Genomic DNA, 13,306 nt, shown 5'->3' on the forward strand with positions numbered 1-13,306 from the left:
GATCAGCTCCCGCCGCCGTACGCCGCCGCCGCGTCCTTCTCCAGCCTCGCCTGGGTGCCCGCGACGTCCGAGGGGTTCTTCAGGAAGTCCTGGAGTTCCTTCCACTCGCCCTTGCCGGGCGTGCCGCCGAAGGCCTGCGGGGCCTGGTCGGACATGTCGAAGCGGAAGTCGTCGCCCGAGTCGATCAGCGCCTTCGCGATCTTCCGCTGGACCTCGTTCGGATACGCGGAGTCCGGCACGTTCTTGTTGGGTGACAGGTAGCCGCCGAGCTTCGCCTGAATGGTCGCCGCGTCCGCCGAGGCCAGGAAGGTGACCAGGGCCTGGGCCGCCTTGGAGTCCTTCAGGATCACGGCCGCGTCGCCGCCGGAGACCACCGGCGGGGTGGAGCCCACGGCCGGGAACGGGAACACCTTCGCGTCCGTGCCCACCACGGCCTTGGTCTCGCCGATGTTGACCTGGGCGAAGTCGCCCTCGTAGACCATGCCGGCCTTCGGCTGGTCGCCGCCGGTGAACGTCTGGGTCACCGAGGCCGGGAACTCGGTCTGGAGCGCGCCCTTCGGGCCGCCCGCGATGTAGTCCTTCTTGGACCAGATCTGGGCGAGCGTGGTGAGCGCGTCCTTGACGGACGGGTCCGTCCACTTGATCTTGTGCTGGGCGAGCTGGTCGTACTTCTCCGGGCCCGCCTGGGAGAGGTAGACGTTCTCGAACCAGTCGGTGAGGGTCCAGCCGTCGGCGCCGCCCACGGAGAACGGGGTGACCCCGGAGTCGTAGACCTGCTGCGCGGTGCTCAGCAGGTCCTTCCAGGTCTTGGGCTCGCTCGCGCCCGCGTTCTCGAAGACCTTGGCGTTGTACCAGATCAGCGACTTGTTGGCGGCCTTGTAGTAGGCGCCGTACTGCGTGCCGTCGACCTTGCCGATGTCCTGCCAGCCCTGCGAGTAGTTCTTGGCGAGTTGCGCCTGGGCCTCCGGGCCCAGCGGCTTGGCCCACTTCTTGTCCACGGCCTGCTTGATGGCGCCGGGCTGCGGGAGCAGCGCCACGTCCGGCGGCTGGCCGCCCGCGATCTTGGAGCCGAGGAAGTTGATGATCGGGTCCTGGGCGGGGACGAAGGTGACCTTGGCGCCGGTGCGTTTCTCGAACTCGGCGAGGACCTGCTTGAAGTTCTTCTGCTCGCCGCCGGTCCAGACGGCGGCGACCTCCAGCGTCGCGCCGTCCAGCTTGGGGAGGGGGACGACGGCACCGGGCTTCGTGCCCCTGCTCTGGTCGTCGCCGCTCTTCTTGTCGTCGCTTCCGCCGCACGCGGTGAGGGAGAGGGCCAGTGCTCCCGCGGCGACGGCCGCCGCGGTCCTGGCTGCCCTGTGGCTGAGGATGGTGTTGCTCGTGCTGCGCATGACTGCCCCGTTCTCCGTTCCTCGTCGAACGTCCGAGCGCTGTCCCGTGGGCTCTGGTGTACGCCGGGGTCCGGGAGTCGGCAAGAGCGCCCACGGTGTCAACCGGGCGATCGTGACCACGTCGTGACTCCGGGTCAGATCCTGATCACGGGGGCGGGGGCCGATTGCAGCAACGGCAGCGGAGGCTGATCACAGCAACGAGGGCACGTGGGTCGCCGACACCTCCCGTGCCGCGCGCTCCAACGCGCTTGCCAACAGGGCGAGATCCGTCGGGCCGTTGCCCAACTCCCGTACCGAGCGCCGGGTGGGCGGGTCGCCCATGCGGTGCCACTCCAGGGGGACGACCGTGGGGCGCTGGGTCGCGGTGCGCGGGATACGGCCCGTGACGCGACCGCCCTGGAACGCTGTCACCCGGCCGTCCGCGCAGGCCAGCCGGCCGCGTCCGGGCACCGGCTCGTCCGGTCCCGGGGCCGGTGCGTCCAGCGTGACCCGCAGCGCGGCCCGGCGCGCCGGTTCGGTCTGCGCCGTACGGCCGCCGGGCGTGGTGGCCGCCACCAGGTGGACGCCGAGCCGCTCGCCCTCCCGGGCCACGGCCTCCAGCGCGCGGATCACCGACCCGGCCGAGGGCCGGCCGGGCGAACCGAGCGAGGGCGAGACCAGGGCGTCGAGGTCGTCGACGACCACCACCAGGCGGGGCAGCGGCGGCGCGGCCTCCGCCTGCCTGCGGGCGGCGGCGGGCCGCAGCCGCATCGTCGAACTGGGCGGGCTGTCGAGGTCCCCCGCGTCACCGGCGGCGCCCGCTCCGATGTGCCCCGGGGCGAACGCGCCGTGGGTGGTCGCCGTGCGCTGGGCGGTGCGGGCCGGGTCCGGGCCGGGCGTGCCCGCGCCGGCCGTCCTTGCGCCGGTCGGGGCCGTGTGGGCCGTGCCCGCGCCGTTCGAGGCCGCGTAGGTCGGGCTCGGGCCGGGCGTGCCGTGCGGCTGCGGTGTGCGTTGGGAGACGATGCGGCCGGAGACCTCGCGTCCGGTGTGCCACTCGGTGAAGTCCGTCAGCCCCACCAGTTCGGCCCGGCGTTTCAGCTCGGCGCTCAGCGACTGGGCGAACTCCCGCATGCGGACGGGGTCGTTGGCGGTGAGGTGGGTGGTCACGTGCGGCACGTCCGTGCAGACCCGCAGGCCGTCGCCGTGCCCGCCGGCCGCGCCGGTGCCGTCCCGGCCGTCCACCAGCACGATGCCGAGGCGGTCGGGCCGCTCGGCGGCGGCGAGCGAGGCGACGACGGATCGCAGCAGTTCCGTACGGCCGCTGCCCGCCGGTCCCTCGATCAGCAGATGCGGTCCCTCGGCCACGAGGTCGGCGCAGACCGGTCCGCGCGGACCGGCGCCCAGTATCGCCCAGGCGCGACCGCCCAGGGCCGCCGTGTCGTCGGCCGCGTCCGCCCAGCGGGCCTGGAGCGAGGCCGGGGTGGCCCGGGCCAGCCCCAGTTCGTCCAGCAACCGCGCCGACAGGGGCAGCGGCGCCGACACCCGGGCCGGCCGGTTCGCTCCCGGCCCGTCCGTCCGCAAGGGCGCCAGGGCCCGCGCGAACCGCTCGGCCCAGGCAGGGGACACCGCGTCGACGACGGCGACGGTGCCGGGGGGTATGGGGGTGCGGTGCTGGGCCCGTGCCGCCGGGGTCCCGGCGGGTGCCTCGGCGTGCGGTGCGCGGAGGGGGCCGTCCGGGTGCCGCCGGATCCGCTCGGGTCCGCCGTCCGGATCGGCCGCGGCCGGATGTCCCGCGACGCGCATCAGCCGCAGCGCCGTCGCCACGTCGCCGCTGAGCAGGGCGACGGCTCCGCACTCCCCGAACGCCGGCGACACCGCGCACGCCGCCTCGTAGGTGTCCGTCACCGGGGACGCGGGCGAGGCGGGCGTCGTCTCGGCGAGGCACATCAGGTGTATCCCGGCCCGGGGACCCTCGTGCGCCAGGCGTGCCACCGCCTCGCGCGCCCCCGCGCCGCCCGGGTCGCCGTCCACGACCACCACCGTGTACGGCCCCGCGAAGCCCCGCTCGGCCGCCGGATCGTCGTCCCGCGCCCAGGAGGGCCGCCGGGCCCCGGCGCGCGCGTCCTGCGCCCGGTGGTCGCCTGCCGTGGGGCCCGTCCCGGAAGCGGGGTCGCCGCTCGGGTGGCTCGCGATGTGGTCCTGGACGCGTCGGAGGAGTTCGTCCGTGCGGGCCGCGGCCTGCTCCCGGTCGTAGGCGAGCAGGAGACGGCAGTCCTGGCCGTGGGCCGGGCGGACGTGCGGCAGCCAGCCGAGCCAGGACCACTCGGCGGTCCGCTCCTCCACCGGGCGGGCGGAGTCGGCGCTGAGCAGCACGATCTCCAGCGTGTCCGGGGAGTGCGCCGCGGCGAGCTGGGCGAGCACCGCGCGGGCCAGTCCCGACAGGCGGGCGCGCGGTCCGGCCAGGCCCAGCCCTCCCGCCTCGCGCAGGTCGGCGGTGACCGGGACCGCGGGCAGCAGCCCCGAGCCGTCGGGGGCCTGCCGGTCGGCCGTGCCGAGCCGTACGGTGAGCGCCTCCGGGTGCCCCGGCCCGCGCTCCCACAGCCGCGGCCCCGGGCCCAGGGCCGCGAGGAGCAGTGCCGCCGGGTCCGGCCAGGTCTCCGGCCGCTGCGGCGCCCTGCACCACGCGGGCGCGTCCTGCGCGCGCACGCCCGCCGCCGTGCCGTCGTACGTCCCCTGCCGGTCGGCCGCCGGCTCGCCGCGCCCGCCGGTCAGCCGCCGCGCCCACGCCCCGAGCCCGCCGCGCCGGCGCAGGACCTGCGGCACGCCGGTGCCGCCGTCCGCCGTGATGGCGAACGGCACGGGCGGCTGCGCCTGCGCGCTGTGAGCGCCGTCGCCGCCCTCGATCCGGGGCGCGCCTGCCTGCGGGGGGACCGCGGGGGGCTCGACGGTTCCCGGCGGGTGTGGTGCGAATGTTCCCCGGTGGGTCACGGTCGGGCCGGTGGCATCGCCGTACGCGCGCGTGGCCGCCCCGTGCGCACCGCTGCCGTCGCCGTCGCCCACGCCGTCCCGTACGCGCTCGTGTGCGGTGGTGGCGTCCGGTGCGGGCGCGGCCTCGGAGGGGAGCCGCACATGGCCCTCCCCGTCGGGTGTCGTCCGTACGCGGGCGTCCGGTCCCGCGGCCGGTGTCAGGCGCAGGGCCGACTCGCCGATGCGCAGCAGCGCCCCCGGCGCGAAACGGACCGCGCGGGACCCGACGGGCCTGCCGCCCAGCTCCGTGCCGTTGGTGGAGCCCAGGTCGGCGACCGAGACGCCGCCGTCGGGGGCCACCGTCACCGCGCAGTGCACGCGCGAGACGTCGGGGTCGTCCAGCGGCACGTCGGCGTCGGCGGAACGGCCCACCGTGATCTGCCCGCCGTGCAGCAGGTGCACCCCGCCCGCGTCCGGCCCCGCGACCACGTGCAGCTGGGTCGGGGCGTCGTCGAGCTCGGGGTGCGGCTCGGGGTCGGCGGGGGCGCCCAGGGACAGCACCGCGCCGTCGAGCAGCGGGGGCTCGCCGAGCGTGCAGCGCTGGGCGTCCAGCCGCTCCGTGCCCGCGTACAACACCACGGGGCCCGCGCCCGGCTCCCGGCCGCCGGACGCGCCCCGCTCCCGTCCGCCCCGCTCCGACGCCGACGCTCCCTCGCCGGAGACCGCCGCGGCCAGCGCCGCCGCCACGGCGGCCAGGGCGGTGCCGGCGGGCGCCGTGACCAGCACGTCGCAGCTCGCGGCGCGGCTTCGTGCCGGTGGGTGGCCGCCCCGCTCCTGCGAGGCCGAGACCGTGGGGGAGGGCGGGCCCAGCGGATCTACGACGGTCAGCCGGATCTGCATCGCCGTCAGCGGTCCCTTCTGCGCGGGCGCCCGCGACCGGCGTGGGGCGAAACCGCCCCGCGGTCCCCCACCGCGGACTTTCCCCCACCACCGCACGAGCACGTCGGCCAGTTCTGGAGGCATCCTCGCACCTACCACTGACACCGCGCCCGCCGCCCACCGGCAAGTGATCTTGATTGGTCGGCTCTGCCCGCAAAAGTTCCCGGCCGATGCCCGGCGAATGTCCGCTCGATGCCTGCTTGGGATCGTTCATGTCGGTCCCGGGCAACCAACCGACCCGAGCCGAGCGTCTTTCCATCGAACATGTACGGGGCCCCGTGCGTACGTCGCCGTGGAAGGAGCCGGTGCGGCACGGGCGCGGCAGCTCGACCGCCCGGCACCGCGGAGGGCGGCACTAAAGTGGGTCGGAACACCCGCGCGGCGGGTCGCAGCACCCGCGGGACGCCCCAGAAGCGCGGGTTCAGGCAAGCAAGCAGCAGGGAGCGCATGACGTGCGGCCGGTAGGCAGCAAGTACCTCCTGGAGGAGCCGCTCGGACGCGGTGCCACCGGGACCGTCTGGCGAGCCCGCCAGAGGGAGGCGGCGGGCGCGGAGGCAGCCGTGCCCGGGCAGCCCGGTGAGACCGTCGCCATCAAGGTCCTCAAGGAGGAGCTGGCGAACGACTCCGACATCGTGATGCGGTTCCTGCGGGAGCGGTCCGTCCTGCTCCGGCTGACCCACCCGAACATCGTGCGGGTGCGCGACCTGGTGGTCGAGGGTGAGCTGCTGGCGCTGGTCATGGACCTCGTCGACGGCCCCGACCTGCACCGCTACCTGCGCGAGAACGGCCCCTTCACGCCCGTGGCCGCCGCGCTGCTCACCGCCCAGATCGCCGACGCGCTCGCCGCGAGCCACGCCGACGGGGTCGTACACCGCGACCTGAAGCCGGCGAACGTCCTGCTGAGGCAGGACGGCGGGCAGATGCACCCGATGCTGACCGACTTCGGCATCGCCCGTTTGGCCGATTCGCCCGGACTCACCCGTACCCACGAGTTCGTCGGCACGCCCGCGTACGTCGCGCCCGAGTCCGCCGAGGGCCGGCCGCAGAACTCCGCGGTCGACGTGTACGGCGCCGGAATCCTGCTGTACGAGCTGGTCACCGGCCGTCCGCCGTTCTCCGGCGGATCGGCGCTGGAGGTCCTGCACCAGCACCTGAGCGCCGAACCGCGCCGCCCGTCCACCATTCCCGACCCGCTGTGGACGGTCATCGAACGCTGCCTGCGCAAGAACCCCGACGAACGGCCCAGCGCCGAGAACCTCGCCCAGGGGCTGCGCGTCGTCGCCGACGGCGTGGGCGTGCATGCGGGCGCCGCGCAGATCGCCGCCGCGGAGGCCGTGGGGGTGCTACTGGCGCCCGACCCGGCGCCCGCGAGCGTGCCCGCTCCCGACGTGTCCGGCGCCGCCGACCCCACGCAGGTGCTGCCGCAGGGCGCGGCCTCGTACGACCCGAACGCGGCGACCAGCTTCCTGCCGCACACGGGTGGCCCGGCCGGCGCGGCCGATCCCACCACCGCGCTGCCCGCTCACGGCGGCGACTCCACACGCGTGATGCCGCCGATGCCGCAGGGGGCGCCGGGCGACATGAACGGCCCCGGCGGGCCGTACGGGGACCAGCAGCCCGATCAGCCGCACCCCTGGCAGAACCAGTTGCGCGCCGCCCGCGACCGCAACGAGCAGACACAGGTCCAGTACCTGGACCCCAGCGAGGACCCGCTGCGCCGCCGCCCCCAGCGGCAGGTCGCCCGGCCGCAGCAGCAGCCTCAGCCCGGTCGTGGCTATCAGCAGCAACAGCCGCAGCGGTACGCGCCCCAGCCCCAGCGGTACGCGCCGCCCGCCCAGCCGGAGCCCCGACGGCCGGTGCGCGAGCCGAGGCCGCCGCGGCAGCGCAGCGCGAACCCGATGAAGATCCCCGGTCTGGGCTGCCTCAAGGGCTGCCTGTTCACGATCATCATCCTGGTGGTGGCCGGCTGGCTCATCTGGGAACTGACCCCGTTGCAGCAGTGGATCGGGACCGGCAAGGGCTACTGGGACCAACTGGGCTCCTGGGTCGGCACGGTGAGCGACTGGGTCAAGAACCTGAACGGCAACTAGGACAGGCCCGGGCGCGGGTCTGGGGATTTGTCGACAGCCGGGGGGTGAATTCCGGCTCTGTGGTGAGGGTCGGCTCGCCGGACGCGTAGCTTTGTCGGCAACACGCGTCTGTAGGAGCAGTCTTGGCACGGAAGATCGGCAGCCGGTACACCGCCAACCAGATCCTGGGGCGGGGCAGCGCCGGCACGGTGTGGCTCGGCGAAGGACCCGACGGCCCCGTCGCCGTGAAGCTGCTGCGCGAGGACCTCGCGTCCGACCAGGAACTCGTGGGCCGCTTCGTACAGGAGCGGACCGCGCTGCTGGGCCTGGAGCATCCGAACGTGGTCTCCGTACGGGACCTGGTGGTCGACGGCAACGACCTGGCCCTCGTCATGGACCTCGTCCGCGGTACGGATCTGCGCACCCGGCTGGAGCGGGAGCGGCGGCTGGCGCCCGAGGCGGCCGTGGCGATCGTGGCCGATGTGGCGGACGGGCTTGCCGCGGCGCACGCGGCCGGGGTGGTGCACCGGGACGTCAAGCCGGAGAACGTGCTGCTGGACATGGAGGGGCCGCTCGGCCCCGGCGGCGCGCACCCGGCGCTGCTGACCGACTTCGGTGTGGCCAAACTCATCGACTCGCCGAAGCGGACCCGGGCGACGAAGATCATCGGTACGCCGGACTATCTCGCGCCGGAGATCGTGGAGGGGCTGCCCCCGCGGGCCGCCGTGGACATCTACGCGCTGGCCACGGTCCTGTACGAGCTGCTGGCGGGCTTCACCCCGTTCGGCGGCGGGCATCCGGGCGCGGTGCTGCGCCGGCACGTCACGGAGACGGTGGCACCGCTGCCGGGCATCCCGGACGAGCTGTGGCGGCTGATCGTGCAGTGCCTGGCCAAGGCGCCGGCGTCGCGGCTGCGGGCCTCGGAGCTGGGTGCCCGGCTCAGGGAGCTCCAGCCGATGCTCGTGGGGATGCCGCCGCTGGATGTGGACGAGCCGGAGGCGGAGTCTTCGCAGGAGGCGGGCGAGGAGGCGTCGTCCGACCGGTCGGCGGATCCGGCCGAGGCCGGGACCAGGGCTGGGAGCGGGGCCGGGGAGCGGGTACGGCGGCGGGGAGCGGTCCCGTTGGTGCCCGGGGCGAAGCCGGACTCCAACCGGGACACGCATACGTCGATGCGGGTGCCGGCGCCGGACGAGCTGGCGGGGGGTGCGCGGGGGACTGCGCGGGTGCCGCGGACGGCGGGGGCGCCGAGGCCCGGTTCCGCCGCGCGTCACCGGGCCGCGGCGCGGCGGCGGCGGGTGACGCTGGGAGTCGCGGGGGTGGTGGTCGCGGGGGTGCTCGGGGCGGGGGTGTGGTGGGCGTCGTCGGGGGACGGGGCGGATGTTGCGCCGGGGGCGCCTGGGCAGTCGGCGTCTCCGTGACAGCGGTTTCGGTTTTTGGGGCTTCGCCCCGTCTCCGCCCACCGCCCGCCCGTCTCGGTGGGTGAGGGGCTTCGGTCCTGGGGCTCTGTCCCAGACCCCGGGAGGGGGCTTTGCCCCCTGCACCCCGGTTTCTCCTCCGCGGCCCGCCGCTTCCGGGGCGTACCCGTCCACCATGGCGCGCCACGGCCGGGTGCCCGCCCCCATGGTCCGCCGTTACCGGGCGCAACTCGCCCCACACCGCCCCTCCGGGGCCACCCCTCCCCCTCTCCTCCACCGAGTCGGGTGGGTAGGCACCCGGGGCGCAGCCCTGTCGAGGTCTGGGACGGAGCCCCAGGGCGGGGTAGGTGGCGCATACGCCGGTGCCGTGGTGGGTCCCCGAGGGGTCGGGGGTTGTGAGCTGCTGTCGGTCGATAGTGGCTGAGCATGTTCTGGCGTGCATGAGTGAGCGTCGCGGCGACGGTGCGCGGCGTGGAAAGGCGACGGGCGTTCTGGTTTCGAATGCGTGACCTTTGACCGGGGTGGTCGTTGGGTGCGGTAAGGAGTCCTTCGGTGTCGGGCGGGGTGAGGTGTGAGCGGGTTGCGTGAGGTGGCGGCGGCGTTCGTGGTGCCCGGCCCGTTCGGGGTGGCGGTCGGCTCCGGTCTCAAGGGCTTGTCCGGGCAGGACGAGGCGGTGCTACGTCGGGTCGGCACTCTGCTCGGCTCGCTGGCCTCGGGCGATCTGAGGGCGCGCTGCGCGGCGGGCCTGGGCCACGACGGCGAGCAGTGGGCGCGTCGCAAGCAGGCTTTGACCGGCCAGTCGTCCTCCCGCTGGGCGGGCAGCATCACCCGGGCCACGATCAGTGGGCTTTGGCCCGGCGCGGGCAGCTCGCCCACCTTCAGAGTCTCCGGGCGGGCATCGACACGATCAGGCACCGGCTCGCGCAGCCCCTCTGGGCCAAGGGCTCCCGGGGCGCGCCGGGCGGTTACCGCTCCCGGCGGGAGTGGTTCGCCAAGGCCCGGCGCCTGCACGTGCTTGAGGACCGGCTGCGGCAGGTAGGGGCCGACTGGGAGGTCGGACGAGTGCGCGTGGTGCGCGGCGGCAGGAAGCTGCTTCACGCCTGGCACCACCTTCAGGATGCCCAGATGAGCGAGGCCGACTGGCGGCTGCGGTGGCAGGCCCAGCGGTGGTTCCTGCAGGCCGACGGCGAGTCCGGCAAGCGGTACGGCAACGAGACGATCCGCGTCTCACCGGACGGTGAAGTGAGCATCAAGCTCCCGGCGCCGCTGGCCGACCTGGCCAACGCCCCCCACGGCAGGTACGTGCTCGCCTGCCGGGCTGTCTTCCGCCACCGCGGCGAGCAGTGGGCTGACCGCGTCGCCGCGAACCGGGCCGTGGCCTACCGCATCCACTACGACGTAGACCGCAACCGCTGGTACGTGACCGCCTCCTGGCAGACTCCGCAGATGCAGACGGTGCCGCTGGAGGCGGTCCGCGCGGGCGGGCTGGTGGGGGTGGACATGAACGCCGACCACCTGGCCGCCTGGCGCCTGGACGAGCACGGCAACCCCGTCGGCGCGCCCCGCCGCTTCGACTACGCCCTGACCGGCAGCGCGGGCCACCGCGACGCGCAGGTGCGCCACGGGCTGATCCGTCTGCTGCACTGGGCCGCCCGTCACGGCCTGGCCCTCGCGATCGAGGACCTGGACTTCTCAGCGGAGACGACCCGGGAGAAGCACGGGCGCCGCAAGCGGTTCCGCACGCTCATCTCCGGCCTGCCCACCGCCAGACTGCGGGCCAGACTGGTTTCGATGGCCGCCGAGCTGGGCGTCGCTGTCGTCGCCGTCGGGTCTACACCAGCCGCTGGGGCGCCCAGCACTGGCAAAAACCCCTCACCAGCAAGAACAGGAAGGCCACGCGGCACGACGCTGCCGCCGTGGCGATCGGACGACGCGCCCTGGGATACCCGATCCGGCGATGGACGGCACCGCCCTCGCAGCACCGGAGTGATGCTGCGGGGCATCGGACCGTGCAGGCCCGACCGGGCAGCCCGGGGTGCGAGGGACCCCGCCCCCGCGTTCCCGGACCGCGGACACGATCCCTGCCGCCCGGATGCGGAGCGAAAGCGGGCGACCAGTGTGCCCACAACCGTTCGGGGCACACGGCTGAGCACGAGTCCTGGCACCGGGACTCACTCCCGCTCAGCCCCTAGGAACGGTGTGCGGCGTTTGTCGGTTGGTGGAGCCGTTACGCTGGATGCGTGGCAGTCGTCGATGTATCCGAAGAGCTGAAGTCCCTCTCCTCGACCATGGAGTCGATCGAGGCCGTTTTGGACCTCGACAAGATGAGGGCAGACATCGCCGTGCTCGAGGAGCAGGCGGCCGTGCCCTCCCTGTGGGACAACCCCGACGAGGCGCAGAAGATCACCAGCCGGCTCTCCCACCTCCAGGCGGAGGTCAGGAAGGCGGAGGCCCTGCGCGGCAGGATCGACGATCTCGGTGTGCTCTTCGAGCTCGCCGAGGCCGAGGACGACCCGGACACCCGGGACGAGGCCGAGGCCGAGCTCGCCGAGGTCAAGAAGGCGCTGGACGAGATGGAGGTCCGGACGCTGCTCTCCGGTGAGTACGACTCCCGCGAGGCGCTCGTGAACATCCGGGCCGAGGCCGGCGGCGTCGACGCCGCCGACTTCGCCGAGCGGCTTCAGCGCATGTACCTGCGCTGGGCCGAGCAGCACGGCTACAAGACCGAGATCTACGAGACGTCGTACGCCGAAGAGGCCGGCATCAAGTCGACCACCTTCGCCGTGCAGACGCCCTACGCCTACGGCACCCTCTCCGTCGAGCAGGGCACCCACCGCCTGGTGCGCATCTCGCCCTTCGACAACCAGGGGCGCCGGCAGACCTCCTTCGCCGGTGTCGAGGTCCTGCCCGTCGTCGAGCAGACCGACCACATCGACATCGACGAGTCCGAGCTGCGCGTCGACGTCTACCGCTCCTCCGGCCCCGGCGGCCAGGGTGTGAACACGACGGACTCCGCGGTCCGCCTCACGCACATCCCGACCGGCATCGTGGTCTCCTGCCAGAACGAGCGCTCGCAGATCCAGAACAAGGCCACGGCCATGAACGTCCTCCAGGCGAAGCTGCTCGAGCGTCGCCGCCAGGAGGAGCAGGCCAAGATGGACGCCCTCAAGGGCGACGGCGGCAACTCCTGGGGCAACCAGATGCGCTCCTACGTCCTGCACCCGTACCAGATGGTCAAGGACCTGCGCACCGAGCACGAGGTCGGCAACCCCGAGGCCGTGTTCAACGGCGAGATCGACGGGTTCCTCGAGGCCGGTATTCGCTGGCGCAAGCAGCAGGACCAGGGCAAGTAGCCGCCTGGGAATTCAGAAATCGACCCTTTGTCGACAAGGCAACTGCCGCTGCAGGAGCGGCAGTTGCCTTTTCTGTTGGCCGATGTCCGGGTTTTACGTCACGCTCACAGACTCCAACCACGCGCAAACACCGCACAGTTGGACATCGCGCCCGCAACGACCTTGACGGTCTTCTGAAAAGCGGGAAGGGTAAAACGTGGCATGCACATTTCTGGGGCGCATGTGAACCGGGGGGATCTGCATTGCGCCAACTACCCCCGTTGATCACGGCCCCGCGCGCCGCTCGAAGACGATTCAGCTACTGGGGGTAGCAATCATATGACGAAGAAGACGCGGGTCCGTGTCGCGCGCATCGCGGCCGGTGCCGTGATCGCTGCCGGCGCCTCGCTGACCGCCGCGGGCGCGGCCTCGGCCCTCGACCTCGGTGTCAGCGCCGGCGTCGGCGGCACCGGCATCAAGGCGAACGTGTCCCTGACGGGCGGGGACGGCCCGAGCGACGAAGACCCGGGCAACCCTTGCGACATCGCCGTCGACCCGACGTGCGAGACCGGCGGTAACGAGAACGGCGGCGGTTCCGGCGAGAACGGCGGCGGGAACGGCGAGAACGGCGGTTCTGGCGAGAACGGCGGCGGGAACGGCGAGAACGGCGGTTCTGGCGAGAACGGCGGCGGGAACGGCGAGAACGGCGGCGGGAACGGCGAGAACGGCGGCGGGAACGGCGAGAACGGCGGCGGGAACGGCGAGAACGGTGGCGGCACCGGTGACAACGGTGGCGGCAACGGCGACGGCGGTTCCGGCAACAACGGCGGCTCCGGTAACAACGGTGGCGGCAACGGCGACGGCGGTTCCGGCAACAACGGCGGCGGCTCCGGTAACAACGGCGGCGGCTCCGGCGGCAACGGCGGCACCATCCCCAACGGCGGCGGCAACAACAACACCGTCCCGCAGGAGCAGGGCTCCTCGGCCCTGACCGAGACCGGCTCGGACAGCAACCCGTCCGCGCAGGGCAACGGCCAGGAGCTCGCCGAGACCGGTGCCGCGGAGACCACGTTCCTGCTGGTCGGCGCGGCCACGATGATCGCCGGCGGTATCGGCTTCCGGTTCCTGCCGCGCCTCATGGAGGGCCGCGGCGGCGCTGCTGCCTGAGCGTGGCGACCGGCGTACGCACCGTATGCGACATCCGGTGCGGGGCGTAC

6 protein-coding genes and 1 pseudogene are annotated in these 13,306 nt (G+C 73.7%); 5 read left to right on the forward strand and 2 right to left on the reverse strand.

The genetic code is table 11. The features are described 5' to 3' along the window. Positions 1-2: 2 nt before the first annotated feature. Together ACWEK3_RS01885 and ACWEK3_RS01890 are read right to left on the reverse strand one after the other, a co-directional pair. On the reverse strand, positions 3-1,388 hold the full coding sequence (locus ACWEK3_RS01885) for an ABC transporter substrate-binding protein (protein WP_450540340.1): 1,386 nt from the start codon (positions 1,386-1,388) through the stop codon (positions 3-5). A gap of 189 nt (positions 1,389-1,577) precedes the next feature. Further along, entirely contained in the window at positions 1,578-5,234 is a 3,657-nt protein-coding gene (locus ACWEK3_RS01890) for an FHA domain-containing protein (RefSeq protein WP_453248773.1), read from the reverse strand. A 491-nt stretch (positions 5,235-5,725) separates the two neighbouring features. Here ACWEK3_RS01890 and ACWEK3_RS01895 point away from each other — a divergent pair, with 491 nt between their 5' ends. From ACWEK3_RS01895 to ACWEK3_RS01915, 5 genes and pseudogenes are all read left to right on the forward strand, one after another. After that, positions 5,726-7,363 (forward strand): protein kinase domain-containing protein, encoded by a 1,638-nt coding sequence (locus ACWEK3_RS01895; RefSeq protein ID WP_450540342.1) that lies wholly within the window; start codon positions 5,726-5,728, stop codon positions 7,361-7,363. A 122-nt stretch (positions 7,364-7,485) separates the two neighbouring features. Next, positions 7,486-8,760, forward strand: a complete 1,275-nt coding sequence (locus ACWEK3_RS01900) for a serine/threonine-protein kinase (RefSeq protein ID WP_450540344.1) — start codon at positions 7,486-7,488, stop codon at positions 8,758-8,760. A 568-nt stretch (positions 8,761-9,328) separates the two neighbouring features. Next, positions 9,329-10,949: pseudogene (locus tag ACWEK3_RS01905) on the forward strand (IS200/IS605 family accessory protein TnpB-related protein). Positions 10,950-10,997: 48 nt separating this feature from the next. Next, positions 10,998-12,110 carry a peptide chain release factor 2 gene (gene prfB, locus ACWEK3_RS01910; RefSeq protein WP_450540346.1) on the forward strand — a complete coding sequence of 371 codons (1,113 nt, stop codon included), beginning with the start codon at positions 10,998-11,000 and terminating at the stop codon, positions 12,108-12,110. Between the two features lie 318 nt (positions 12,111-12,428). Next, the gene (locus ACWEK3_RS01915) at positions 12,429-13,256 is read left to right on the forward strand and encodes a hypothetical protein (RefSeq protein WP_453248671.1); all 828 of its coding nucleotides are present in this window, start codon (positions 12,429-12,431) and stop codon (positions 13,254-13,256) included. Positions 13,257-13,306: the final 50 nt, after the last annotated feature.

Source organism: Streptomyces sp. NPDC004721 (genome assembly GCF_053601495.1).

Bases quoted from the DNA above. Each gene is read 5' to 3' on its own strand.
- ACWEK3_RS01885 (WP_450540340.1), bottom strand. From the start codon at position 1,388: ATGCGCAGCACGAGCAACACCATCCTCAGCCACAGGGCAGCCAGGACC.
- ACWEK3_RS01890 (WP_453248773.1), bottom strand. From the start codon at position 5,234: ATGCAGATCCGGCTGACCGTCGTAGATCCGCTGGGCCCGCCCTCCCCC.
- ACWEK3_RS01915 (WP_453248671.1), top strand. From the start codon at position 12,429: ATGACGAAGAAGACGCGGGTCCGTGTCGCGCGCATCGCGGCCGGTGCC.